General features: G+C 47.6%; 19 protein-coding genes, 1 tRNA gene, 2 rRNA genes and 1 pseudogene. 16 read left to right on the top strand and 7 right to left on the bottom strand.

Features of this window, described 5'->3' with window-relative positions; all coding sequences use genetic code 11:
• The first annotated feature begins 178 nt into the window (after positions 1–178).
• The 5 genes from UF05_RS05545 (at position 179) to UF05_RS05525 (ending at position 4,731) form a co-directional block, all read left to right on the top strand.
• Positions 179–442, top strand: a complete 264-nt coding sequence (locus UF05_RS05545) for a DUF4212 domain-containing protein (protein ID WP_005458022.1) — start codon at positions 179–181, stop codon at positions 440–442.
• Positions 443–454: 12 nt separating this feature from the next.
• Positions 455–2,182 carry a sodium:solute symporter family protein gene (locus UF05_RS05540; RefSeq protein WP_005458020.1) on the top strand — a complete coding sequence of 576 codons (1,728 nt, stop codon included), beginning with the start codon at positions 455–457 and terminating at the stop codon, positions 2,180–2,182.
• Between the two features lie 108 nt (positions 2,183–2,290).
• A complete protein-coding gene (locus tag UF05_RS05535; RefSeq protein ID WP_025579100.1) occupies positions 2,291–2,773 on the top strand; it encodes a hypothetical protein in 483 nt (160 codons plus the stop codon).
• A 177-nt stretch (positions 2,774–2,950) separates the two neighbouring features.
• Complete coding sequence (locus UF05_RS05530) at positions 2,951–3,328, top strand: hypothetical protein (protein ID WP_005458016.1); 378 nt, start codon at positions 2,951–2,953, stop codon at positions 3,326–3,328.
• A 17-nt stretch (positions 3,329–3,345) separates the two neighbouring features.
• Entirely contained in the window at positions 3,346–4,731 is a 1,386-nt protein-coding gene (locus UF05_RS05525) for a class II fumarate hydratase (RefSeq protein ID WP_045545928.1), read from the top strand.
• Between the two features lie 87 nt (positions 4,732–4,818).
• On the opposite strand, the gene UF05_RS05520 is transcribed toward UF05_RS05525, so the two are convergent.
• The gene (locus UF05_RS05520) at positions 4,819–8,250 is read right to left on the bottom strand and encodes a hybrid sensor histidine kinase/response regulator (protein ID WP_045545927.1); all 3,432 of its coding nucleotides are present in this window, start codon (positions 8,248–8,250) and stop codon (positions 4,819–4,821) included.
• Between the two features lie 121 nt (positions 8,251–8,371).
• Complete coding sequence (locus tag UF05_RS05515) at positions 8,372–9,562, bottom strand: 3-phenylpropionate MFS transporter (RefSeq protein WP_025557166.1); 1,191 nt, start codon at positions 9,560–9,562, stop codon at positions 8,372–8,374.
• Between the two features lie 229 nt (positions 9,563–9,791).
• Here UF05_RS05515 and UF05_RS05510 point away from each other — a divergent pair, with 229 nt between their 5' ends.
• From UF05_RS05510 to fis, 9 genes are all read left to right on the top strand, one after another.
• Positions 9,792–11,618 carry a DUF294 nucleotidyltransferase-like domain-containing protein gene (locus UF05_RS05510; protein ID WP_045545926.1) on the top strand — a complete coding sequence of 609 codons (1,827 nt, stop codon included), beginning with the start codon at positions 9,792–9,794 and terminating at the stop codon, positions 11,616–11,618.
• Positions 11,619–11,650: 32 nt separating this feature from the next.
• Positions 11,651–12,280: a 3'-5' exonuclease gene (locus tag UF05_RS05505; protein WP_021449808.1), complete on the top strand. Its 630-nt coding sequence runs from the start codon at positions 11,651–11,653 to the stop codon at positions 12,278–12,280.
• A gap of 237 nt (positions 12,281–12,517) precedes the next feature.
• Entirely contained in the window at positions 12,518–14,470 is a 1,953-nt protein-coding gene (gene acs, locus UF05_RS05500) for an acetate--CoA ligase (RefSeq protein WP_005458005.1), read from the top strand.
• Between the two features lie 304 nt (positions 14,471–14,774).
• Positions 14,775–15,224: a type II 3-dehydroquinate dehydratase gene (aroQ, locus tag UF05_RS05495; protein ID WP_017449381.1), complete on the top strand. Its 450-nt coding sequence runs from the start codon at positions 14,775–14,777 to the stop codon at positions 15,222–15,224.
• 61 nt (positions 15,225–15,285) lie between these two features.
• Positions 15,286–15,744: an acetyl-CoA carboxylase biotin carboxyl carrier protein gene (gene accB / locus UF05_RS05490; protein ID WP_045545925.1), complete on the top strand. Its 459-nt coding sequence runs from the start codon at positions 15,286–15,288 to the stop codon at positions 15,742–15,744.
• A gap of 14 nt (positions 15,745–15,758) precedes the next feature.
• Positions 15,759–17,102 (top strand): acetyl-CoA carboxylase biotin carboxylase subunit, encoded by a 1,344-nt coding sequence (accC, locus tag UF05_RS05485; RefSeq protein ID WP_020839801.1) that lies wholly within the window; start codon positions 15,759–15,761, stop codon positions 17,100–17,102.
• Between the two features lie 129 nt (positions 17,103–17,231).
• A complete protein-coding gene (prmA, locus tag UF05_RS05480) occupies positions 17,232–18,119 on the top strand; it encodes a 50S ribosomal protein L11 methyltransferase (RefSeq protein ID WP_020839802.1) in 888 nt (295 codons plus the stop codon).
• A 139-nt stretch (positions 18,120–18,258) separates the two neighbouring features.
• Positions 18,259–19,227, top strand: a complete 969-nt coding sequence (gene dusB, locus UF05_RS05475; RefSeq protein WP_031809353.1) for a tRNA dihydrouridine synthase DusB — start codon at positions 18,259–18,261, stop codon at positions 19,225–19,227.
• A 23-nt stretch (positions 19,228–19,250) separates the two neighbouring features.
• A complete protein-coding gene (fis, locus tag UF05_RS05470) occupies positions 19,251–19,547 on the top strand; it encodes a DNA-binding transcriptional regulator Fis (RefSeq protein ID WP_000462885.1) in 297 nt (98 codons plus the stop codon).
• 127 nt (positions 19,548–19,674) lie between these two features.
• On the opposite strand, the gene UF05_RS05465 is transcribed toward fis, so the two are convergent.
• Together UF05_RS05465 and UF05_RS05460 are read right to left on the bottom strand one after the other, a co-directional pair.
• Entirely contained in the window at positions 19,675–20,832 is a 1,158-nt protein-coding gene (locus UF05_RS05465; RefSeq protein ID WP_045545924.1) for an MFS transporter, read from the bottom strand.
• Positions 20,829–22,394, bottom strand: coding sequence for an ABC-F family ATP-binding cassette domain-containing protein (locus UF05_RS05460; protein WP_045545923.1), 1,566 nt, complete (start codon positions 22,392–22,394; stop codon positions 20,829–20,831). The genes UF05_RS05465 and UF05_RS05460 overlap by 4 nt, the downstream gene beginning before the upstream one ends.
• A gap of 488 nt (positions 22,395–22,882) precedes the next feature.
• Between UF05_RS05460 and UF05_RS05455 the strand changes: the two genes are divergently transcribed.
• Together UF05_RS05455 and UF05_RS26285 are read left to right on the top strand one after the other, a co-directional pair.
• Positions 22,883–23,872, top strand: coding sequence for a sensor domain-containing diguanylate cyclase (locus UF05_RS05455; protein WP_045545922.1), 990 nt, complete (start codon positions 22,883–22,885; stop codon positions 23,870–23,872).
• 127 nt (positions 23,873–23,999) lie between these two features.
• Positions 24,000–24,689, top strand: a pseudogene (locus UF05_RS26285) (IS630 family transposase); the annotation flags it as partial.
• A gap of 180 nt (positions 24,690–24,869) precedes the next feature.
• Here the strand turns inward: UF05_RS26285 and UF05_RS05440 are convergent.
• The 3 genes from UF05_RS05440 to UF05_RS05430 form a co-directional block, all read right to left on the bottom strand.
• A tRNA-Asp gene (locus UF05_RS05440) sits at positions 24,870–24,946 on the bottom strand.
• Between the two features lie 30 nt (positions 24,947–24,976).
• Positions 24,977–25,092: ribosomal RNA gene (rrf, locus tag UF05_RS05435) — 5S ribosomal RNA — on the bottom strand.
• A 91-nt stretch (positions 25,093–25,183) separates the two neighbouring features.
• Positions 25,184–25,282, bottom strand: a 23S ribosomal RNA gene (locus UF05_RS05430); the annotation flags it as partial.

Here is a 25,282-nt window from a genome sequence, read left to right as displayed (position 1 = left end):
AATTTAACACCTTTTTAACATCATCAAATCTTATCGATTTCGCCATAAACGCCCATTATTCGGTCGTTTTTCCTTTTTTACGCCCCGACTAAAGTTGAAAAGAGTTATTGCCAACACCTTGCTAATGTACATTGTGAAACATTTTTTTAACAACAATACCAATCGTAAGGAGACGGCAATGGCATTTGAAAGCGAAGAAAGAGCCAAAGCCTATTGGGACAAAAACGTGAAGCTCATGATCGGTCTAATGGTCATCTGGTTCGTCGTGTCTTTCGGCTGCGGCATTTTATTTGTCGACGTACTTAATCAATTTCAATTAGGTGGATACAAACTTGGTTTCTGGTTTGCTCAACAGGGCTCCATCTATGCCTTCCTAGGTATTATTTTCTACTACGCGTGGAGAATGCGCCAAATCGACCGTGAATTCGGCGTGGATGAGTAAGGAGTCACTCAGATGGATTTGAAAACTATCACTTATCTGGTTGTTGGTGCGACGTTTGTCCTCTACATCGGTATTGCGATTTGGGCACGCGCTGGATCAACCAAAGAGTTCTACGTCGCGGGCGGTGGTGTAAACCCTATCGCTAACGGCATGGCAACCGCAGCAGACTGGATGTCTGCGGCATCGTTTATCTCGATGGCGGGTCTGATTGCCTTTATGGGTTACGGCGGCAGCGTATTCCTAATGGGCTGGACTGGTGGTTACGTGCTGCTTGCACTGTTGCTTGCCCCTTACCTACGTAAGTTCGGTAAATTTACCGTGCCTGAGTTTGTCGGCGAGCGTTTCTACTCCAAGACAGCGCGTATCGTAGCCGTAGTGTGTCTGATCATCGCGTCGGTCACTTACGTTATCGGTCAGATGAAAGGCGTTGGCGTTGCGTTTGGTCGCTTCCTTGAGGTGGATTACTCAACCGGTCTACTGATTGGTATGTGTATCGTATTCATGTACGCCGTTCTTGGTGGAATGAAAGGCATCACTTACACGCAGATTGCTCAGTATTGCGTACTCATTTTGGCTTACACTATTCCTGCAATCTTTATCTCTCTGCAGCTTACCGGCAATCCAATTCCACAAATAGGGCTCGGTAGTACCATGGCCGGCACCGATGTCTATCTGTTGGATCGGCTCGACCAAGTGGTGACGGAGCTCGGCTTTAGTGAATACACCACTCAAGTCCGCGGTGACACGCTAAACATGTTCGTTTACACCATGTCACTGATGATCGGTACTGCAGGTCTGCCACACGTAATCATCCGTTTCTTCACTGTACCGAAGGTGCGTGATGCACGTACCTCTGCAGGTTGGGCACTTGTGTTCATCGCTATCCTATACACAACGGCTCCAGCAGTATCAGCAATGGCACGTCTAAACCTAATGGATACCGTTAACCCAGCGCCGGGCCAACACTTGGCTTATGACGAACGTCCTACTTGGTTCAAAAACTGGGAGAAAACGGGTCTGCTAGGCTTTGATGATAAGAACGGTGATGGCAACATCAACTACACATCAGATGCTGCAACTAACGAACTGAAAGTTGATAACGACATCATGGTACTGGCTAACCCTGAGATCGCGAAACTACCTAACTGGGTTATCGCACTGGTCGCAGCGGGTGGTCTAGCGGCGGCACTATCAACCGCAGCGGGTCTATTGCTGGCGATTTCGTCCGCGATTTCCCACGACTTAATCAAAGGGGTAATTAACCCGAATATCTCAGAGAAGAAAGAGCTGCTTGCGAGTCGAATCTCGATGGCGGTGGCCATTGCAGTCGCAGGTTACTTGGGTCTGCATCCACCGGGCTTCGCGGCAGGTACGGTAGCACTGGCCTTCGGTCTGGCGGCGTCCTCCATCTTCCCGGCTCTGATGATGGGTATCTTCAGTAAGAACATCAACAAAGAAGGTGCTATCGCGGGTATGATTGCAGGTATCAGTATCACTCTGTTCTACGTGTTCCAACACAAAGGTATCCTATTCATCGCAGATTGGACTTACCTAGAAAGCTGGGGCAGCAACTGGTTCCTAGGCATTGAGCCAAACGCATTTGGTGCGATTGGTGCCTTATTCAACTTCATCGTTGCGTTCGCTGTATCGAAAGTAACAGCAGAAACACCACAAGAAGTGAAAGACCTAGTCGAACACGTTCGCGTACCGGTAGGTGCTGGTAGCGCAGTGGATCACTAAAATATAACCAAAACCACAAAAGCCCCGTTTGGAACCTGCCGTCCGGGGCTTTTTTATTCTCACTTTTCAGTTACCATATTCGCAGTATGTCGTTGCAAGGAAGCCAAGATGTTCAAAAACAAGCACTTTATTCTCGCCCTGTTAATCGCGCCCATCCTTTCTATCATTGCCTACTTTGGTACCGATATGGCACTGAGCGAAAAGCCTCATGCCGCTAAAGAAGGGGAAACTTACAAGCTCGCGAGTAAGTCCAACTGCCGTTACACCAGTGGCCTATGTGACATGGAAAATGGCGATTTTAAAGTTAAGTTCCGTTCTGAAAAACTGACAAAAGATAGCCTAGAACTGTCTCTCAACGCTGCCTATCCGCTGGAAGGCGTCAAGCTGTCCGTAGTCGATGACCAACAACAGAACGCTCAGCCGATTGATATGACACGCGCCGATCAAGCTGGCCAAAACTGGTACGTCACTCTGCCAAAGCCAACCTCCGCAGAGAGCTGGTTACGAGTCGTTATCCAAGCCGAAGGCACGCTTTACTACGGCGAAACACAAACAGCATTTGTGAAATACGAAACCTTGTTTACTGAGTAACATTACGCTGCTTATCCTTCTAAACAACGGATAAGCTTTGCTGCGGGATGAAAACCCAACCATTTCTGCCGATGCGACTGCGTCGGCTTTTTTATATCTAGCCTTGCTGAAAATAGAGGGTTGCTAATTCATTCTTAATTGATAATAATTATCATTATCTAATTAATTGAGGCAGATATGAAACGCAGAAAGGACATATTCAACGCCTTCTTCAAAGCGCAAGATCGCTTCCAACTTGCCGCGCCAAGTGGCTTTGAGCCCGACGTCATTCATGACTATATTCATTGGGGTATGGTGTTGTCATCCAGCTATGAGCATGAAGCAGAAGACGAAAACTTACTCTTGTGCGAACTGTTTTTGCGCCAAGTGTATTTCCACCTTCTCGAAGCGATTCAAGACCCAACTCGCACTCGTACATTTCGCCGAGTCTGCCTTGATTCGGTTCACACGCCCTTATTCTGCCTCAAACGTTACTACTATCAGTTTGAACATGGCGACGTAAAGTTTCTCCAATTACAACAACAATTACGCCTCATTCAGACTTCTCTTGATTAAACGAAAGGAACCCTACTATGACCACCGAATTTCGTATTGAAACCGACAGCATGGGCGAAGTAAAAGTCCCGGCGAATGCCTTGTATCAAGCACAAACTCAGCGCGCTATCGATAACTTCGCATTCAGCCAGCACACCATGCCAAGCAGTTTCATCCAAGCTTTAGCCCACATCAAACAGACGGCAGCACTGACCAACGCACAACTAGGGTTACTAGAAGGTGATATTGCTAATGCGATTGCAGACGCTGCGCAAGCCATTATTGATGGGCAACATCTCGATCAGTTCCCTATCGACCTGTTCCAAACCGGTTCTGGGACAAGCTCCAACATGAACGCCAATGAAGTGATTGCCACGCTCGCGTCTGAATTGCTTGGCGGCAACGTCAATCCGAATGACCACGTTAACATGGGTCAAAGCAGTAACGATGTGGTGCCGACGGCGATTCAAGTCAGCTCAGCACTTGCTATTGAACACAAGTTGTTGCCTGCACTGGCTCATCTTAGCCAAAGCCTAGAAACCAAGAAGCAAGCTTTGCAAGGTGTGGTAAAAACAGGCCGAACTCATTTGATGGACGCCATGCCAATCACTTTCGCGCAAGAGCTGGGCGGCTGGCAATTCCAGATTGAACACGCTAAACAAGCCATTGAACAAACACTGCCGATGGTGAAAGCCCTTGCTCAAGGCGGCACTGCCGTTGGCACAGGGATCAACGCCGATCCGCGTTTTGCCTCTCTGTTTGCAGACAACCTCACTCAGTCCACTCGAGTCACCTTTACTTCAAGCGACAATTTCTTCTTCAACCTCAGCAGCCAGGATGCGATCGTCGCACTGTCTGGACAGCTCAAAACAGCAGCAGTTGCGATCATGAAGATCGCAAACGATCTTCGCTGGATGAACTCTGGCCCATTGGCTGGCTTGGGTGAAATCGAACTGCAAGGCTTACAGCCGGGTTCATCAATCATGCCGGGCAAAGTAAACCCGGTTATTCCTGAAGCCGCAGCCATGGCGTCAGCGCAAGTGATTGGCAACGACGCAACCATCACCATCGCGGGTCAGTCTGGCAACTTCCAGTTGAATGTTATGCTACCCGTGATTGCACATAATATTTTGGAGAGCATTGAGCTCGTTGCGAACAGTGCGACCGCCCTTGCCGATAAGGCGATTGCGACCTTTGACGTTCGAGAAGATAACCTCGATATTGCTTTGGCCAAGAATCCGATTTTAGTCACCGCACTAAACCCGGTGATCGGGTATTTGAAAGCGGCAGAAGTCGCGAAAAAAGCCTACAAACAAGGACGAGCCATCATTGATGTGGCCGAAGAGGAAACGGATTTAGACCGCGAAACGCTTGAAAGGCTGCTTAATCCAGCCAAATTGACTCAAGGTGGCGTGGCTGAGTAAAGCACCGCTTTGAAGATCCGCAGAATACAAAGAGACCTCTCATTGGAGGTCTCTTACTATCTGGCTCATGCGTTCAACTTACCTAAGCTACGCGACTCGATTGAGCACCGAGCGTAATTTGAGCGGCTTAACTGGTTTGGCAATAAAGCTGAAACCGTTCGCTTTGATGCCTTCCATCATATCGTCAGTACGGTCAGCACTGATGATCACCCCTTCAAAACGATTCCCTAGACGCAAACGACACTGTTGCAACACTTCTAACCCCGTACGTCCGTTATCCAATCGATAATCAGAGAAAATGACGTCTGGCACCCAATCGCCTTCGAGCGCTTGTAAGCTTTCGACGAGATCCGTCGCAACCCGTATGTCACACCCCCAACGAGAGAGCAGATTTTCCATTCCGACCAAAATGTCAGGTTCGTTATCGACACACAAAATTCGCAAGTGGCACAACTCAGATTGAGGACTGGTCTCGACTTTCGCAGAGTGTGGCTGAACGTGATGAGCCTTATCCAAGGTTATTGAGAACACGCTGCCTTTACCAAACCACGAACGCATTGAAATTTCGTGCCCCAACACCTGCGCAATCCCTTTGGAAATCGCCAAGCCTAATCCCAAACCTTGATCGGAGCGTACTTGCGTTCCGCGATTAAACTCTTCGAAGATCTCCTGCTGTTTTTCTTCCTCGATGCCCATGCCGTTATCCCACACATCAATGCGCACACGCCCTTGAACTCGGCGCACTCCCAGCGCAACTTTTCCATTTGGACTGTAACGAAAGGCATTGGTGAGGAAATTCTGCACCACACGGCGCAGTAATTTAGGGTCCGATTTCACCATGAGAGAAGATGGGATCATAGTGAACTCGATCCCCTGTTGTTTGGCCAATGCGCTGAATTCCGCATTGAGGTTCGCCAGAACATCGTTGACCGCGAAGCCATGGACATTGACCTCCAACTTACCCGATTCCAAACGCGAAATATCCAGCAAATCTCCGATCAAATCTTCTGCCGCGCCTAACGCACTTTCGATGTGTGCCGACAACTTGCGGGTTTCGCTGTCTTTGGCTACTTCAGAAAGTGAAGACGCAAACAAACGGGCGGCATTGAGCGGCTGCATCAAGTCATGACTCACGGCCGCTAAAAAACGCGATTTCGATTTCGATTCCAAATCCGAACGCTGCGTCGCTGCCACTAGCTGTTTGTTGAGTTGCTCCAACTCTCTGGTGCGCGCGCGCACTCGCTCTTCTAACGTTTCATTGGCGTCTTTCAGCGCTTGCTCGGCATCGCGGAATACGGTGATGTCCGTAAAGCTCATTACAAAACCACCGCCGGGCATCGGGTTGCCCTGCACTTCAATCACTCGTCCATCAGGACGCACACGGGAAGAGGTATGTCGCGTGCCTTGTTCAAGGTGATACACGCGGCGGCGTACGTGGTCTTCTGGATCGCCGGGGCCACACAAACCTTGCTCAGCATTGTGGCGAATCACATCAGCAATCGGTCGGCCGACTTGAATCAATCCGGGCGGGAATACAAACAGCTCTAGGTAACGCTGGTTCCACGCCACCAGCCGCAGTTGTTTGTCGACCACCGCAATCCCTTGGCCGATATGTTCTATCGCCCCTTGGAGTAACCCGCGGCTAAAGTCGTACAGCTCGGAAGCTTCATCAACAATGGTTGCGACTTCTTCAAGCTGCATATTCCTGCCTTGCAACGCAGAAGTGAGTACTAACTTAGCGGAAGAGGCACCAAACACCCCAGCCAATACGCGTTCAGTGTGACGAATCAACGAAGACGGCGCTTGTTGGTTCGGTAACAACTCCTCTCGCTGCTGGCTCCAATAGGCTTGGAAAGCCACTTTCACCCGAGTGCGGCCAACAAAGCGCGAGGCAAGCATTTCCAGCTCAGCCACGGTAACACGACTTTGATACAAGCTGATGTTTTCGCTTTCAGGCAGCGGTGTTCCGACAAAAGACGCCGACTGTAAGCGCTCACTTAGGCTTGGACGCGTCGCCAGAGACACCGCGACAAAACACACCGCGTTCGCCACCACACTCATGATCATGCCCCAATCCGAAATCGCAATGTCGAAGCTCGACAGCACCTCTGGCGGCGTGATTAACCAAATCAAAAAGTTGTTGCTGGCATTACCAGCTAACATGTCGGTTTGGCTCATTAAGGTAATCAACCAAATCGTAAAACCGACCGCGAGGCCAACATAAACGCCTTTCTTGTTACCCTGACGCCAATACATACCGCCAATCAATGCAGGGGCAAACTGGGTAATGGCTGCAAACGAGAGAAAACCTATCGCAGAGAGTGAGTGGATACTATCTAAGGCCTGATAAAATCCCCATGCACCAATCAACAAAATCAGAATTAGAGCGCGGCGAATACGCAACAAAAGCTCCGAGAAATGGTGATGGTTGCGCTGCGCCAAGCGCATTCGGCGTAATATCAGCGGCATCACTAAGTCGTTCGATACCATGATCGCCAAAGCAATGGTTGAAACAATCACCATACCGCTCGCCGCCGAAGTACCGCCCAAAAACGCCAGTAACGCAATCTCGCTTGCCCCCACCGCCATCGGCACACTGATCACGTAAGTATCGGCAGATGTTCCGCTCAATAACCCTTGCCCGACCCACGCGATTGGCAACACAAATACGCCCATCAAAATCAGATACAGCGGGAACAACCAACGCGCGACATGCAAGTCTTGCGCACGTTCATTTTCCACCACCATGGTGTGGAACTGACGCGGCAAACAGACAATCGCCAACATGGTCAGCACAGTATGAATCAATAAGGTTGGAATGTTTGGCGACTGGTAGGTTTCAGAAGCCACTTCAACCAGACTCAAGTTTTCCGTGCTCATCGCCAACCAGACAATGAAAATCCCCACCACCAAAAACGCCAGCAATTTGATGATGGATTCAAACGCGATCGCCATCATCATCCCACGGTGATGCTCGGTGTTATCAATATGGCGAGTACCAAACAACATGGTAAAAATGGCCAGTGCCACCACGACAAACCAAGACACGCTGTCATTCTGATAACCAAAATCGGTCGCCAATTCTGGGGCGATGATCTCCAACCCCATGGTGATGCCACGCAGCTGCAAGGCGATATAAGGTAAGATCCCCGCCACCGCAATCAATGTGACGACCACCGCCAAACCTTGCGATTTTCCGTAACGGGCACCAATAAAATCAGCGATGGAAGTGATGTGTTCGCGCTTCGCGATCAGAATGAGTCGAGCCAGAACCCGCCATCCGATGGTAAACACCAAAATCGGCGCGATATAGATGGGCAAGAAAGACCAAGGATTGCTGCTCGCCTGTCCGACCGTGCCGTAGAAGGTCCACGAGGTACAGTACACCGCAATCGAGAGGCTATAAATCCACGGTCGCCAACGGGCGAGCCAGCGCTTCTGTATGTCACCGTACCACGCGATTATAAATAGGGCTCCCAAGTACGCCAACGAAACGGGAACCACCAGCCATCCTTGCATCCGATATCCTTTCTAGCTTTTCTTACAGAAAATAAAAAACCTCTCCTTGAGGGAGAGGTTTCATTTAACACTGGTTTCACAATGGAGACAAAGATTAGTTTTTAACCTTTGTCACAGAAGTCTAATTCTGTGTTTCAAGTGCCTTTTCAGACACATCCACCACGTTGTGGCTAGGCTCTTGAGGGTCCAATTTGATGAACAGCGCCAATAGGCCCATTGCCGCCATACCCCAGAACACCAGCGCGCCCCAGTGCTCGTAACCCCAACCACTGAGCACCGTCATCAGCGCGATAAATGCGCCAAGCGGGATCGCATTGTATAGCGCTTGCAGCGCCACCATTTTGTGCTCTTCAGAGTTTTGGATGTATTGAATGGCCGCAATGTGCGCCGTCGCGAATGTCACGCCGTGCAGAAGTTGCACAATAACCAACGCAACGATAGACGTTGTTGCTGCGGTCATGCCCCAACGCATCATCACACCACAAGCTGCAACAATAAACAGCGTGCGCAGCGCCCAACCAGCAAACAGACGCTTGCTCAATGCAAACACAGCCACTTCTGCCGCAACGCCTAGACTCCACAAGTAGCCGATCACGTCTTCTGAGTGACCCGCCGCTTTCCAGTGAATGGCACTAAAGCCGTAGTACGCCGCATGGCTACCTTGGATAAGCGACACCAAAACCAAGAACTTCACCACTGATTTATCGGTAAGCAGTGTAGATAATTTCGGACGTTCAGCATGCTGGTCACCACGAGTGACAGGCATTGGATTGATGCTGCGCATCGCGAAAAGCAATGAAAAGAACACCCCCACCATCGCGGTGTACAGAATCATATCCGAGCCAAATTCTGCGACAAGGAAACCCACCACCGTTGAACCCGCAATGAAGGCTATAGAGCCCCACAAACGCGTGCGCCCGTAATCCAACATTTTCAAGCGAGCGTAGTAGTTTGCCATCGCGTCTGATAGCGGTACTACCGGACCACAACACAAGTTAAACAACACCGTTGCCAATGCCATGAGCCAAAAACTGCCGCCCGTAAAAAAGTGGAAACCAACAAAAATGAGGGCTGCAAAGCTCAACCAACGCAACGTTGGCATTAGATGTTCAACTCGGTGTACACGAGGGGTAATGACGATGTTAGCCACACAGCGTGTCGCCAAACCTAAACCAACCAGTAAACCAATGTCCGTGGAAGAAACGCCCTGTTCTTTAAACCACAACGACCAAAATGGCAGGTAAACGCCATACGCAAAAAAGAATCCGAGAAAGTACTGGGAAATCCAGCCATACGGAGAAGGTTTCAACATTACTAATATCCTAAAACGGGAACACCATCGCTCGAACCGTGGATTATGGATCGCTATGCGTATTAGAAAAAGGGAAGAATAGGCAACTTACCGTTTCCTCGATGTCATTCTGACTTTTGATGCGCCGAACTCGCCCATCAATATCCAGCGGTTTAGACCAAAGTCGTCTGGCTTACGGCAAGAAATTTGTCAGACTTATACTGTGTTCCTCCCAATTTTAGGTGTCTCCATGCCTGACAAATTTAATATGCAATCTCCCCCGTTCGATCGTCTGACCGATGCTCAGCAAACTCGGCTGCGCTCGTCCTTAGATGTGGCGTACTATCGAACTCGAGATGTCATTTTATCTAGCGGGCAGACCAACCCTCACTTGCACATATTGATCAAAGGCGCAGTCGAAGAGCGTTCTAAAGACCAATCCGAAGTGTTCGCTCACTACGCCAATGACGACATGTTTGATGTGCGTTCACTGTTTGAAGAATGCGTTCGACATCAATACATCGCGCTGGAAGACACCCTTTCGTACTTGCTGCCAAAAGACGTTTTTCTCGAGCTTTATAACGAGAATGGCCAGTTCGCGGCTTACTTCGACAACAATTTATCCAAACGACAAGAACTCATCGAAGCCGCGCAGCAACAGCAAAACTTGGCCGAGTTCATTCTGACCAAAGTCGATAACAGCATTTATCATCCGCCGATGATCCTCGCGCCAGAAACGCCAATCAACGAGGTAACTCGAACTCTAAAAGATAACGGCATCGATGCTGCATTGGTTCAGCTCCATGACGACGACCCGCGATTGGAAAAATGGCCGTCTGCTCACCAGTACGCCATCGTGACTCGTACCAACATGCTGCACTCGGTTATGTTGGATAATTGCGCCGTGGACACGCCCGTAGGTGAGATCGCAACTTTCCCTGTCTACCATGTTGATGACGGGGATTTTCTGTTTAACGCCATGATCACCATGACACGTAATCGCATGAAGCGTTTGATGGTCTGCGAAGGCAATCGCGCGGTGGGCATGCTCGACATGACACAAATTCTCAGCGCGTTCTCGACCCACTCCCATGTGTTAACACTCAGCATTGCACGAGCAAGCAGCGTAGAAGAACTGGCGTTGGCCTCAAACCGTCAACGTCAACTGGTAGAAAGCTTGCTGAGAAACGGCATCCGCACTCGCTTCATCATGGAGCTCATCTCTGCGGTAAACGAACAAATTATCGAAAAAGCCTTTGAACTGGTGGTGCCACCCGCTTTGCACGACCACTGTTGTTTGATCGTGCTGGGCTCAGAAGGGCGTGGCGAGCAAATTCTTAAGACCGACCAAGACAACGCGCTCATTATTGAAGACGGGCTAGAATGGCCGCATTGCGAACAAGTAATGCAATCATTTACCCATACTCTGCAGCAGCTTGGTTACCCACTCTGTCCCGGCAAAGTGATGGTCAACAACCCGAAATGGGTCAAAACGCAGCAAGAGTGGATCCACACCTTAGATCATTGGATTACGAAGGCGGAGCCTGAACCAATCATGGACTTGGCGATTTTCAGTGACGCACATGCAGTAGCAGGAAATCGAGAGCTTCTCACCCCAATAGCAAATCACCTCAGAGACAGCATGAAAGATCGCATGCTGGTTTTGTCGGATTTCACGCGCCCTGCTTTGCAATTTTCCGTGCCCCTTACTCTGTTTGGCAACGTAAAAAGTGCCAAGGATGGTTTGGATATCAAACGTGGTGGCATCTTCCCTATCGTGCATGGTATTCGCACCTTGTCGTTGGAATATGCGATTGAAGAAAAAAACACCTTTGAACGCATCGAAGCACTAAGAAAAAAACGCATCTTAGAACCTGAGACCGCAGACAACTTAAACGAAGCGTTGAAGCTGTTCTTTAAGATTCGCCTTCATCAGCAATTGAGTAAACAAGAAACACTTAACAACATTGATATCAAACAGTTAGACCGAACCGAGCGTGACTTGCTGCGTCATAGCTTGCATGTAGTGAAGAAGTTTAAGCAGTTCTTGGGCTTCCACTATCAAATCCGCGATTAAGCGCTTACACAAGTCAAAATGAGGCGTAGAGGATGAACTGGTTACAACGCAAATATTGGCATTACAAACTGAAAGGCTCGCCTTATCAGTCGCTGTTTTGTGCGCCACACAAAACCGAGTTTGTGTCTCTAGATTGTGAGACCACCAGCCTTGATCCGAACCGTGCTGAGTTGGTAACCATCGCGGCAACCAAGATCATCGACAACCGCATCCTCACCAGTCAGCCTTTTGAAGTACGCTTACGTGCACCCCAATCGTTAGATTCTGGGTCAGTGAAAATTCATAAAATTCGCCACCAAGATCTGGCTGATGGTATCAGCGAGAAAGAAGCGTTGCTGAAACTGCTCACGTTCATCGGCAACCGTCCTTTAGTCGGATATCACATTCGCTATGACAAAAAAATTCTCGACCTTGCCTGCCAAAGGCAACTCGGCTTCCCACTGCCAAACCCATTGATTGAAGTCAGCCAGATTTATCACGACAAACTAGAACGGCATTTACCCAATGCCTACTTCGACTTAAGTCTGGATGCGATTTGCAAGCACCTTGAACTGCCCATTCAAGATAAACACGACGCACTGCAAGATGCGATTTCTGCCGCCTTGGTTTTTGTGCGCCTCACCAAGGGCGATCTGCCAAATCTCACCGCGCCATACACATAAATCCTGTTGACCTAGCTCCCATAATTACTTTTATTTCAAGCATTTTCCGGCACACCCCTCTGTCTCATCCTAAAGTCTAATTGTGGAAATACGCGCTGTGACTGACAGTTATAGGCACAACGTCGTTCTAGGACGACTGAGTATTTAAGAACCAAAAGACAGCCCTACAAAAATACATATTCAGAATCTTAAGTAGATTGGTGTAAGGCCGAGAATTAAGGCACAAGGAGAGAAGCCATGAGCGAAGCCCACGTTTATCCGGTAAAAGAAAATATTAAAACTCATACACACGCGGATAATGATACCTACCTAGCCATGTATCAGCAGTCGGTCACCGATCCAGAGGGCTTCTGGAACGAGCACGGCAAAATCGTTGATTGGATCAAACCTTTCACCAAAGTAAAAAGCACCTCATTCGACACCGGCCACGTTGACATTCGCTGGTTTGAAGATGGCACACTGAACGTATCTGCAAACTGTATCGACCGTCATCTCGCAGAACACGGCGACGACGTAGCGATCATCTGGGAAGGCGATGATCCAGCAGACGACAAAACGCTGACTTTCAACGAACTGCACAAAGAAGTGTGCAAGTTCTCTAACGCATTAAAAGACCAAGGCGTGCGCAAAGGCGACGTGGTGTGTTTATACATGCCAATGGTGCCAGAAGCAGCTATCGCTATGCTGGCGTGTACACGCATCGGCGCGGTGCATACCGTGGTGTTTGGTGGTTTCTCACCAGAAGCACTGTCTGGTCGTATCATCGACTCTGACGCGAAAGTTGTGATCACTGCGGACGAAGGTGTGCGCGGTGGACGTGCCGTTCCACTGAAAAAGAACGTGGACGAAGCACTCACTAACCCAGAAGTAAAAACCATCAGCAAGGTTGTGGTACTAAAACGCACAGGCGGCAATGTAGATTGGCATGAGCATCGTGATGTTTGGTGGCACGAAGCAACCGCAAAAGTATCTGATGTTTGTCCACCAGAAGAGATGAAAGCGGAAGACCCACTGTTCATCCTCTACACATCTGGCTCGACAGGCAAACCAAAAGGCGTACTTCACACCACAGGTGGCTACCTTGTTTATGCGGCCATGACGTTTAAATACGTCTTCGATTACCAACCAGGTGAAACCTTCTGGTGTACCGCAGACGTAGGCTGGATTACAGGCCACACGTACCTTATCTACGGACCACTTGCGAACGGCGCGAAAACCATCCTGTTCGAAGGTGTACCAAACTACCCGAACACAAGCCGTATGAGCGAAGTGGTCGATAAGCATCAAGTGAACATTCTGTACACCGCACCAACGGCTATTCGTGCGTTGATGGCAAAAGGCAACGAAGCGGTTGCTGGCACGTCTCGCTCAAGCCTTCGCATCATGGGCTCAGTGGGCGAACCAATCAACCCAGAGGCATGGGAGTGGTACTACAAAACGATCGGAAACGAAAATTCACCTATCGTCGACACTTGGTGGCAAACGGAAACCGGCGGCATCTTGATCGCTCCACTTCCGGGCGCGACAGATCTCAAACCAGGTTCAGCAACTCGCCCATTCTTCGGCGTACAACCTGCGCTGGTTGATAACATGGGTAATATCCTTGAAGACACCGTGGCTGAAGGTAACTTGGTAATTCTTGATTCTTGGCCAGGTCAGATGCGTACGGTTTACGGCGACCATGAACGCTTCGAACAAACCTACTTCTCAACCTTTAAGGGCATGTACTTCACCAGTGACGGTGCGCGTCGTGACGAAGACGGCTACTACTGGATCACTGGCCGCGTCGATGACGTACTGAACGTGTCTGGACACCGTATGGGCACCGCTGAAATTGAATCTGCGCTAGTCGCGCATCACAAAATTGCCGAAGCCGCGATTGTTGGTATTCCACACGACATCAAAGGCCAAGCGATCTACGCCTACATCACGCTCAACGATGGCGAATTCCCATCCGCAGAGCTGCACAAAGAAGTGAAAGATTGGGTGCGTAAAGAGATTGGTCCAATTGCAACGCCTGACGTACTGCACTGGACAGACTCTCTACCAAAGACTCGTTCAGGTAAGATCATGCGTCGTATTCTGCGTAAGATTGCGACAGGTGATACCAGCAACCTAGGTGATACTTCAACGCTTGCCGATCCAAGTGTAGTAGACAAACTCATCGCCGAAAAAGCAGAACTGGTATAAGCTCGCCAGCCTGTTTTAAACAGTGAACGAAAACCGCCATCTTTGTATGGCGGTTTTTTGCTTTTGGGCGCAAATTAACCACAACATAGATATGGTGATTATGTTGTTTTTGTTAACTTGGTTACAGAAACGAGGCGGGCAATTAGGAGATTAGACCAGTAAATTGCTGCTAATTGCTATGAATTAGCTATAATCTTGGTCGATTTTTTAAAATTTGCTCGGTTTTAACAAAAAAATCGTGCTGAATTATCGTATATTTGGGAATATAAACGTTCCACTCACGATAAGGGAAGATAGCAACATAATGTCTGCAAAGTCACGGATTCTTGTTCTAAACGGACCAAATCTTAACCTATTAGGTCTGCGTGAACCGACACACTATGGTAACAACACCCTAGCACAAATTGTGGACGCTTTGACTGAACAAGCGCACAACGCAGGGGTGGAATTGGAACACCTACAATCAAATCGTGAGTACGAACTGATTGAAGCCATTCATGCCGCTTACGGCAAGATTGATTTCATCATCATCAATCCAGCTGCTTTCACTCACACCAGTGTAGCACTGCGAGATGCATTACTTGGCGTGGCCATCCCATTTATCGAGGTGCACCTATCGAACGTGCATGCACGTGAGCCGTTTCGTCATCACTCTTACCTGTCTGATAAGGCAGAAGGCGTGATCTGCGGTTTAGGCGCACAAGGTTATGAATTCGCTCTGTCTGCCGCGATTAAAAAGCTACAGGCAAAGTAACCCTAACACTCTGCAACCCCACAGGGGTTGTCTTAATCACAAGATAAAAGAGAAAGAAAAGATGGATATTCGTAAAATCAAGAAGCTAATCGAGTTAGTTGAAGAGTCTGGCATTGCTGAGCTAGAGATTTCTGAAGGTGAAGAGTCAGTACGCATCAGTCGTCACGGTACAGCAGCTCCAGCACCAGTTCACTACGCAGCAGCTCCAGTAGCAGCACCTGCTCCAGTAGCAGCACCTGTAGCAGACGCGCCAGCAGCTGAAGCTCCAGCAGCAGCGGTACCTACAGGTCACCAAGTTCTTTCTCCAATGGTTGGTACTTTCTACCGCTCTCCAAGTCCTGATGCGAAATCATTCGTAGAAGTGGGCCAAAAAGTTAACGCTGGCGACACGCTATGTATCGTTGAAGCAATGAAGATGATGAACCAAATCGAAGCGGACAAATCTGGCGTTGTTACTGCAATCCTAGTTGAAGACGGCCAACCAGTTGAATTCGACCAACCTCTAGTTGTAATCGAATAAGCGAGGCTTGCCTTATGCTAGACAAAGTAGTCATCGCGAACCGAGGTGAAATTGCACTTCGTATTCTTCGCGCTTGTAAAGAATTAGGTATTAAGACCGTTGCTGTTCACTCAACAGCTGACCGCGATCTTAAGCACGTACTACTTGCAGATGAAACCGTATGTATCGGCCCTGCTCGTGGTATCGACAGCTACCTAAACATCCCACGCATCATTTCTGCAGCAGAAGTAACTGGCGCGGTAGCTATCCACCCAGGTTACGGCTTCTTGTCAGAAAACGCTGACTTCGCAGAGCAAGTTGAGCGCAGTGGTTTCATCTTCGTTGGTCCAAAAGCGGACACTATCCGCATGATGGGCGACAAAGTATCAGCGATCACCGCAATGAAAAAAGCGGGCGTTCCATGTGTACCTGGCTCAGACGGTCCACTAGATAACGACGAAGACAAGAACAAAGCTCACGCTAAGCGTATCGGCTACCCTGTTATCATCAAAGCATCTGGCGGCGGCGGCGGTCGTGGTATGCGCGTAGTTCGTGCAGAAAAAGACCTCGTTCAAGCTATTGCTATGACTCGTGCAGAAGCAAAAGCAGCATTCAACAACGACATAGTTTACATGGAGAAATTCCTAGAAAACCCACGTCACGTTGAAGTACAAGTTATTGCTGATGGTCAAGGCGGTGCAATCCACCTAGGTGAACGTGACTGTTCTATGCAGCGTCGTCACCAAAAAGTAGTGGAAGAAGCTCCAGCTCCTGGCATCACTGAAGAGATGCGTAAGTACATCGGCGAACGTTGTACTCGTGCATGTATTGAAATCGGTTACCGCGGCGCGGGTACGTTCGAATTCCTATACGAGAACGGTGAATTCTACTTCATCGAAATGAACACTCGTATTCAGGTAGAACACCCAGTAACAGAAATGGTTACCGGTATAGACCTAATCAAAGAACAGCTTCGCGTAGCAGCAGGTCAACCACTGTCATTCACTCAAGATGACATAAAGATCCGCGGCCATGCGATTGAGTGTCGTATCAACGCAGAAGACCCAGAGCGCTTCCTACCATCTCCAGGTAAGATTCAACGCTTCCACGCGCCAGGCGGCATGGGTGTTCGTTGGGAATCGCACATCTACTCTGGTTACACAGTACCACCTCACTACGACTCAATGATCGGTAAGCTGATCACTTACGGTGAAAACCGTGACGTAGCGATTGCACGTATGAAGAATGCACTGGGTGAGATGATCATCGAAGGCATTAAAACTAACGTGCCACTGCAAGTGTCAATCATGAATGATGAAAACTTCCAACACGGCGGTGCTAACATTCACTACCTAGAGAAGAAACTAGGCCTACAATAAGCCTCAGCGAACCTCTAATAAATGCCCACATCTGTGGGCATTTTTGTTTTGTATAAAGTCTATACTCAAACAAATCGCAGAGTTCTGGTAAACTCTGCGCCACTTCATTCACTTTAAGAGCAAAAACAAATGCCTTGGATTCAAATCAAACTCAACGCGACCAATGAAAACGCCGAGCAAATCGGCGACATGCTAATGGAAGAGACTGGTGCGCTGTCTGTAACTTTCTTAGACGCGCAGGATACACCTGTATTCGAACCTCTACCTGGCGAGACTCGCTTATGGGGCGATACTGACATTCTGGCACTGTACGATGCAGAAGCCGATACCAACTTCATCATCGACCAAATCAAAGCTAGCAATATGCTAGCAGAAAATTTTGCTTACAAAGTTGAACAGCTTGAAGACAAAGACTGGGAACGCGAGTGGATGGAAAACTTCCACCCAATGAAATTTGGTGAGCGCCTATGGATTTGCCCAAGCTGGCGTGAAGTGCCAGAACCAGACGCTGTCAACGTAATGCTGGATCCAGGTCTTGCATTCGGTACTGGTACTCACCCAACAACCGCGCTTTGCCTTGAGTGGCTAGAAAGCATGGACTTAAGCGGTAAAACCGTTATCGACTTCGGCTGTGGCTCAGGCATTCTTGCGATCGCAGCGATCAAACTGGGCGCAGAAAAAGTTATCGGGATCGACATTGATCCTCAAGCGCTACTTGCTTCAAAAGACAACGCAGAGCGTAACGGCGTTGCCGACAAACTAGAAGTATACCTTCCTCACAACCAACCAGAAGGTCTGATTGCAGACGTGGTTGTTGCTAACATTCTTGCTGGCCCACTACGTGAACTTGCACCAATCATTAAAGGCCTAGTTAAGCCAAATGGCGCCCTAGCGATGTCTGGTGTTTTGGACACGCAAGCGGAAGATGTTGCAAGCTATTACCGTGATGAGCTTCACATTGACCCTATCATTGAGCAAAGCGAATGGTGTCGCATCTCTGGTCGTAAGCAAGGCTAGACAAGGTTTTCAGGGCTAATTGTTTGAAATTCATACAATTTACAAAAACAATTTGTAAATGCTCAAATATTAGTCTTTTCACGCAGTGAAAAAATGCGTAAAATGCGCGCCCTTGCTGGCACAGAACTGTGATGACGTTTTGAAAATCGGAAACTACCAACTTAAGAACAATCTAATCGTAGCCCCTATGGCTGGTGTAACGGATAGACCGTTCCGCGAGTTGTGTCTTCGTTATGGTGCGGGCATGGCCGTCAGTGAAATGATGTCCGCCAACCCAAAACTATGGAAAACGTCGAAGTCGAAACAGCGCATGGTGCATGAAGGCGAATCGGGCATTCGCTCTGTACAAATTGCCGGTTCCGATCCACAGCTTATGGCAGATGCAGCTCAATTCAGTGTTGAAAACGGTGCGCAAATCATCGACATCAACATGGGCTGCCCGGCAAAAAAAGTGAATAAGAAGCTGGCGGGCTCTGCACTGCTTCAATACCCAACCATTATCGAAGAGATTTTGAAAGCGGTAGTGAATGCGGTAGACGTTCCTGTAACGTTAAAGACCCGAACAGGCTGGGATACAGACAACAAAAACTGTGTCCAAATCGCTAAATTAGCCGAAGACTGCGGCATACAAGCTCTTGCCCTGCATGGCAGAACAAAAGCGTGTATGTACAAAGGTGAGGCCGAATACGACAGCATTAAAGCGGTAAAAGAGGCGATTTCAATTCCGGTTATCGCGAACGGTGATATCGATAGCCCGGAGAAAGCCAAATTTGTACTGGAGTACACCGGTGCGGACGCTTTAATGATTGGACGCCCTGCCCAGGGCCGTCCTTGGATTTTCCAGGAAATCCATCACTATTTGGAAAACGGCACCACAATGGAGGAGCTTCCCACTCAGGAAGTGAAAGCCATTATGCTTGGTCATGTGAATGCTCTTCATGAATTTTATGGTGAGTATTTAGGTCCACGTATCGCGCGTAAGCACGTAGGTTGGTATCTGAAAGAACATGAACAAGCGAGTGAGTTTCGCCGTACCTTCAACGCTATCGACGCAGCTCCGCTGCAAATTGAAGCGCTAGAAGGTTATTTTGATAACGTTGCATCATAATTAAGAGAAGAGCTAGACCGAATATGTTCGAACAAAATCTGACTTCAGAAGCATTAACAGTAACTACAGTAACGTCACAAGACCAGATTACTCAAAAGCCTTTACGTGACTCTGTTAAAGCGTCTCTTAAAAACTACCTTGCTCAACTAAATGGCCAGGAAGTAACAGAACTATACGAATTAGTTCTAGCTGAAGTTGAACAGCCACTATTAGATACTATCATGCAGTACACTCGCGGTAACCAAACTCGCGCAGCAACTATGATGGGTATCAACCGCGGTACTCTTCGCAAGAAACTTAAGAAATACGGCATGAACTAAGACCGGATTTCAAAAGTATTTGGAACAAGCCGTTACCTTCGGGTAGCGGCTTTTCTTTATCTACTGATCTAAAAATATTAGTGAAGAAACACACGTGACACTTTCGCATCACGCGATTCACACTCTTTTATGAGTAGCGCTGGAGTTGCTCCGTTTCCTGAATGGGCTTCAATGCTGCGATAGCGAAGCCAAAGAGTAGTACGGCCAATACAGCGACCCATTCACTCCCTACATCATAGGCGAATCCAGCAAGCGCAGACCAAATTGCGACGCCAAAATGCATCATGCTCATCGCAGATGACATTAAAACTCCTCGATATTCATCCGATAAGCTCGCTATATAAGCCTGTAGAGCCGGAGAGCCTATACCGCCTGCCAACGACCAAATTGCCAATATGGGAAGATAGGCCACGAATTGGCTCGCACCACACGCAAATACCCAGATGCTACATGGCATGCACACCATAAGCGCAATACGCATTACAGCTCGGCCACTTCCAAGGCGATGAGAAGCTCGAGTCGTGAGTAGATTTCCAAGAACACTCACGATTCCTAAAGCTGCGTACATCATGCCAATCCAACTTATCGACACTCCCGCGACATCTCGCATATTGAGCCCAATGAGATTGAACACACCAATACCACCACCTAAGCCAAAACACATAGCCGCAATCGCACCCAAAGCTCCAGGAAGGCGAAATGCCTCTATAACGGGAGGTAATGTCATTAACCGCTCATTCTGATCATGGTGCTCTCTCATGCATCCCCAAACTAAGGCCCCAACAGCAAGTGCCGCCATACCTAAGATGATAAAAGCAGCTCGCCATGATAAGAGCTGAGTGATCAGTGCGCCGATAGCAGGGCTGGTTATCATTCCTAATGTCAATCCAGCTTGCACCATCACAATCTGCCGCATCGAGCGCCCACCTTTTGCATCACCAGCCAACGCAAATGCGATTGGCAGCATTCCTGCGCTAGCAATGCCCGTAACAACACGAGTGACTAAAGCCCATTCAAACTGGCTAACCAAGCCAGTCAGAATCGAGGAGATGCCAAAAACGAAACAAGCAGGCAACATAAGGCGAAGACGCCCTACTCGATCCGACCAGCGCCCTAAATAAGGCGCACAAAACGCAATCGCTAGGCTATACGCCGTAATAAAGAGTGTCACCTGGCTCGGAGGAACACCAAGATCACCTCCGATAGGTTCTAAAATAGAGCCAAGCAGCAATTCGTCAGCACCTACCAGAAATGCAATAAAGAACAACGCTATCGACTGAATCATGCTTCAACCTCCGCTTGCAACGAAAGCTCCGCTAAGGTCGCGATATCGACGATTCTGTCTGGCCAATCTTGGATAAATGCCTTCTCGTGTGAAACCAAGATGACACTGCCCGCAAAACGTTGTAGCGCCAGCTTCAACGCATCTTTACTGCTGGTATCAAGATGCGTAGTTGGCTCATCGAGAATGAGTACATTGCAGCCTCGTGTTGCTAAACAACAAAGCTTAACGCGAGTTTGCTCTCCACCACTCAAAGCCTCTAAGCGACGTTGTGCTTTATCACCCTTTATCCCGAAGCGTGCTAACAGCTTACGAGCCGATTTACTATTGATTGAAGAATCGACCGCACACACCTCTTGCTCCGGTGTATGATCCGGATGACGCCAAGATAGGTCTTGAGCGAAGTAACCGATCTTAAGACCTTGTGCAAACGTCATTTCACCAGAGAGTGGAAGCACCTCCCCCATTAGCGTTTTGAGCAATGTCGACTTCCCTACGCCATTAAAGCCCTCAATCACCAACTTGTCTCCTCGCGCGATAGTGATATCAATCGGTGACAGTAAAGGCGTTTGATAGCCAATGCTCAACGCTTCGGCACTAACAACACTTTGATGTCCAATAGGCGCATAAGAAAAATCAAATTCAGTCACGGCATCTGTTTTATGCAACTGAATCCTTTCAATTTTATCCAATTGTTTCTTACGGCCCTTCGCAATGCTCGCATTCACACCTGCGCCATTTTTCGCAATAAACTGTTCCAGTTTCTTAATCTCAGCTTGCTGTGAGTGGTACTCTTTTTCCAACAGCGAATTGTTGTGTCGCTTTTGCGCCATTGCTTTGTGGTATGAGCCGATGTATTTCTGGATTTTTTGATAGTCGATATCACAGATGCAGGTAGTAACCGCATTCAGGAAACTCACATCATGAGACACCAACAGTACGGTTCCTACATAAGCATTGAGATAACTCTTCAACCACTCAATATGAGTTGCATCAAGATAGTTAGTCGGCTCATCTAACAATAAGACGTCTGGTTCACGCAACAATAAGCGCGCTAATAAAACCTTATGGCGTTGCCCACCACTTAACGCACTCATTAGCGTATCCAGTCCCAACTGCTGTATACCAAGCCCTGCGGATACACTTTCAATTTGGGCATGTAAGGCGTAAAAGCCTTGGGCTTCCAATTCCGTTTGTAACTTAGCAACTCGGCGAAGCAAAGAAGGCGATGCAGATTCAGCCATCTCTTGATACAAAGAAAATAATTCACGTTCAGCTTCAAACAACTCATTAAATGCCGATTGTAAACATTCTCTAATCGTCTGAGTTTTATCTACCACAAGATGTTGATCAAGATAGCCAATCTCTAAGTTTGGCTGCCAATGAATATCTCCCTCATCGGCAGAAATTTCACCAACAAGCAACTTTAACAATGTACTTTTTCCTACTCCGTTTGCACCGGTGATTCCTACGTGCTCTCCAGCATGAATAGTGAAGTGGGAATGGCAATATAGGTGATGATCAACAACCTGATAGGACATATTTTTAACGTGTAACACACTCATGTTTTTTACCAAATAAAAAGGGCCGGTACTTACATACCGGCCCCTATTTCAACTATGGGTAACTTCATATCTGATTTCAAACTTCAGATACAAAAAAGCCGGTGATGAAATATCACCGGCGGTCTCTTGTCTTTACTCAGATGTAATACAACCTACGCATTTCCAGCTTAGCTGTGCACGTATTTCCACATCTGATGAAGATAATTTATGACTCCGAGCAACACTTCATCGCGTTTTATGCACGGAGTTCAGCCTTCTTACGAAGTTTTTAAACAAGAGATATAACATGAACTTTTGTCTCAAAAATATACAGGCAAGAGCCTACACCCGCACGAAACAAAGTGCTATAAAAATTTCACTCAAACAGCTCAAAAGCTAACACACACAGATTAGCTGAATCGATAAACCATTATGTGTTCCATATTGATTGTGTCATCAATACAAACCTATATAATCGGCTACTTGCCGAAAAGAAGGAAAGTAACCACATGATTTATAAAGAAAGGGAAACATGGTTAGAAGCCATTTTAAACACCCTACCGGATCATGTGTTTATCCTAGACGAAAGCGGGCGCTATATTGAAAGCTTTGGTGGAACCCACCACTCCAAAACGTTCAACGCAAAACGCTACACTGGCTTACAGCTTAGCGATGTCCTTTCCCCAAGCAAAGCAGATGAACTCATGGGGTTCATTTTTGACGTTATGCAAGATAACGAAGCGAAAGTCGTGAAATACAATCTTTCTCTGCATGACCACCTACTCCTGCCTATAGAAGAACTAGAAGCGTTAGAAAATCCAGAAGAAATGTGGTTTGAAGCGATTATCAAACCAGTTAACGCTCCTGAAAATGCAAACAAACTGGTGATCTGGTCTGTACGTGATATCACCAAGACTCATTTGCTAGAGCAACGCCTTAAACAATTATCAGAAACTGATGCACTTACTGGTCTTCTCAACCGTCGGGCGTTTATCTCCAATTTAGATAATGCGATCATTCAACATACAAAACGTTCTAAAACACTTTCATGCTTGATGATCGATATTGATCACTTCAAAGATATTAATGATAGCGTTGGCCATTTTTCTGGAGATCATGTTATCACTCGCATTGCTCACGTTTGCCAAGGAGTCATTCGTGGCAGCGACTTTATAGGTCGATTGGGAGGAGAAGAGTTCGCAGTAATCTTAACAGATACGAATGCGATTCAAGCGTATGAAGTAGCTGAACGCATCCGCCAAGCTATACAAGCAACGATCTGTCATGTCGATGACGTTGAAATTACGACCACTGTTAGTATTGGTGTAGCAGAGTTGAATTCACAACAATCCAACGCAAAAGAGCTTCTAATCGAGGCCGATAAAGCGATGTACTATTCAAAGCACTCAGGACGCAATCAAGTCACCCTAGCTTACGAAAACCTGCCAGATCTTAAGCTTTATCAAGCCGGTCACCTAAAAATACAAAGAGTTTCTTAAATATAAGTTCCCCTTTTCTGACCACAATAACATCGCTAAAAACTCACCTATCTAAAAGCCTTATAACTATTAGTAAAAAATGCTCTATATCTGTTCGCTATTTATCGACCTAAACCACCATCATTCCATCCTTAATATCGACTTTAAAAAGCTCGCAAGTCAGCAAAAATCCATTCAGATGAAAATGAGACTGCTGGCCCTTGCTCATTTCAAATGATGAACATTCACGCACACAAATCGCCAAGTTTCTCAAGGTAAGCCGAACCAGTGTCAATAAGTTGGTCCAAAGCTTTCTTGAAGAGGGGCTAAAAGGACAGCAAGAAAAGCCAAGCACAGAAGGATTTGAAAAAATCAAAATCTAAACGATCCTTAAGATCCCAGAACATATAGCTTTAGAGTGTGTTGATGTTTGGTTTCAGGACGAAGCCAGATTTGGGCAACAAAACACTACAACACGCTTATGGACTGAAAAAGCAACTCACCCCAGAGCCGTGAAGCAATAACAATTTGAGTATGCTTATCTGTTCGGTTCAGTTTGTCCCAGAAAAGGAATTGGTGAGGCTATCATTGTCCTTGGGTTCATAAAGACATCATGATAGAGCACTTGGCAGTCACGGAGGAGGGACGTCACGCTGTCGTTGTAATGGATGGTGCAGGATGGCATACAGAGAAATTGCCAATGACTTTAAATGTCAGTGTAATCAAACTTTCTCCCTATTCTCCAGAGCTAAACCCTATCGAACAAGTATGGCGTTGGTTGAGGCAACGCGATTTATCCAACCAATCTTTTACTGATTACCACGACATCATCTCCAAAGTCTGCGATGCATGAAATCGGTTTTTGGATTGCTCCAAAAGAGTCACCAAAATGCATTCGTGAAAATGGATAGACCTAACCAGTTAATTTTCAAGGTTAGTATGACTTCTCTTGGAAGGGAAAATGACAGCCCCTAAAACGACAAAAGCCCTGCTATTTCTAGCAGGGCTTTCAAATAAGTGGCGGAGCGGACGGGACTCGAACCCGCGACCCCCGGCGTGACAGGCCGGTATTCTAACCAACTGAACTACCGCTCCGCACTGGTTAGACCTAAGTCTAAATTTAAAGCCTGGCGATGTCCTACTCTCACATGGGGAAACCCCACACTACCATCGGCGCTATTTCGTTTCACTTCTGAGTTCGGAATGGAATCAGGTGGGTCCAAAATGCTATGGTCGCCAAGCAAATTCTTTAATTCGGAAAGCTGTTTTTGTGTTCTCTACACATTCAATTCTGTTCTTGCTTTGAGTCCATCAAAACCCCTTGGGTGTTGTATGGTTAAGCCTCACGGGCAATTAGTATCAGTTAGCTCAATGCCTCACAGCACTTACACACCTGACCTATCAACGTCGTAGTCTCCGACAACCCTTTAG

Origin of the sequence: Vibrio sp. S457-15 (genome assembly GCF_000960545.1) — a bacterium.
Lineage (GTDB): Bacteria > Pseudomonadota > Gammaproteobacteria > Enterobacterales > Vibrionaceae > Vibrio > Vibrio parahaemolyticus.
The sequence above is the reverse complement of the archived record's forward strand: the minus strand, read 5'-3'. Positions and strand labels throughout refer to the sequence as shown.

Excerpts from the sequence above, each read along its gene's own strand:
- UF05_RS05540 (WP_005458020.1), top strand. The coding sequence starts at position 455 with ATGGATTTGAAAACTATCACTTATCTGGTTGTTGGTGCGACGTTTGTC.
- UF05_RS05460 (WP_045545923.1), bottom strand. The coding sequence starts at position 22,394 with ATGAGTGTGTTACACGTTAAAAATATGTCCTATCAGGTTGTTGATCAT.
- UF05_RS05455 (WP_045545922.1), top strand. The coding sequence starts at position 22,883 with ATGATTTATAAAGAAAGGGAAACATGGTTAGAAGCCATTTTAAACACC.
- prmA (WP_020839802.1), top strand. The coding sequence starts at position 17,232 with ATGCCTTGGATTCAAATCAAACTCAACGCGACCAATGAAAACGCCGAG.
- UF05_RS05525 (WP_045545928.1), top strand. The coding sequence starts at position 3,346 with ATGACCACCGAATTTCGTATTGAAACCGACAGCATGGGCGAAGTAAAA.
- UF05_RS05510 (WP_045545926.1), top strand. The coding sequence starts at position 9,792 with ATGCCTGACAAATTTAATATGCAATCTCCCCCGTTCGATCGTCTGACC.
- accC (WP_020839801.1), top strand. The coding sequence starts at position 15,759 with ATGCTAGACAAAGTAGTCATCGCGAACCGAGGTGAAATTGCACTTCGT.
- accB (WP_045545925.1), top strand. The coding sequence starts at position 15,286 with ATGGATATTCGTAAAATCAAGAAGCTAATCGAGTTAGTTGAAGAGTCT.
- UF05_RS05465 (WP_045545924.1), bottom strand. The coding sequence starts at position 20,832 with ATGATTCAGTCGATAGCGTTGTTCTTTATTGCATTTCTGGTAGGTGCT.
- UF05_RS05505 (WP_021449808.1), top strand. The coding sequence starts at position 11,651 with ATGAACTGGTTACAACGCAAATATTGGCATTACAAACTGAAAGGCTCG.
- UF05_RS05520 (WP_045545927.1), bottom strand. The coding sequence starts at position 8,250 with ATGCAAGGATGGCTGGTGGTTCCCGTTTCGTTGGCGTACTTGGGAGCC.
- UF05_RS05545 (WP_005458022.1), top strand. The coding sequence starts at position 179 with ATGGCATTTGAAAGCGAAGAAAGAGCCAAAGCCTATTGGGACAAAAAC.
- acs (WP_005458005.1), top strand. The coding sequence starts at position 12,518 with ATGAGCGAAGCCCACGTTTATCCGGTAAAAGAAAATATTAAAACTCAT.
- fis (WP_000462885.1), top strand. The coding sequence starts at position 19,251 with ATGTTCGAACAAAATCTGACTTCAGAAGCATTAACAGTAACTACAGTA.
- UF05_RS05530 (WP_005458016.1), top strand. The coding sequence starts at position 2,951 with ATGAAACGCAGAAAGGACATATTCAACGCCTTCTTCAAAGCGCAAGAT.
- UF05_RS05535 (WP_025579100.1), top strand. The coding sequence starts at position 2,291 with ATGTTCAAAAACAAGCACTTTATTCTCGCCCTGTTAATCGCGCCCATC.
- aroQ (WP_017449381.1), top strand. The coding sequence starts at position 14,775 with ATGTCTGCAAAGTCACGGATTCTTGTTCTAAACGGACCAAATCTTAAC.
- UF05_RS05515 (WP_025557166.1), bottom strand. The coding sequence starts at position 9,562 with ATGTTGAAACCTTCTCCGTATGGCTGGATTTCCCAGTACTTTCTCGGA.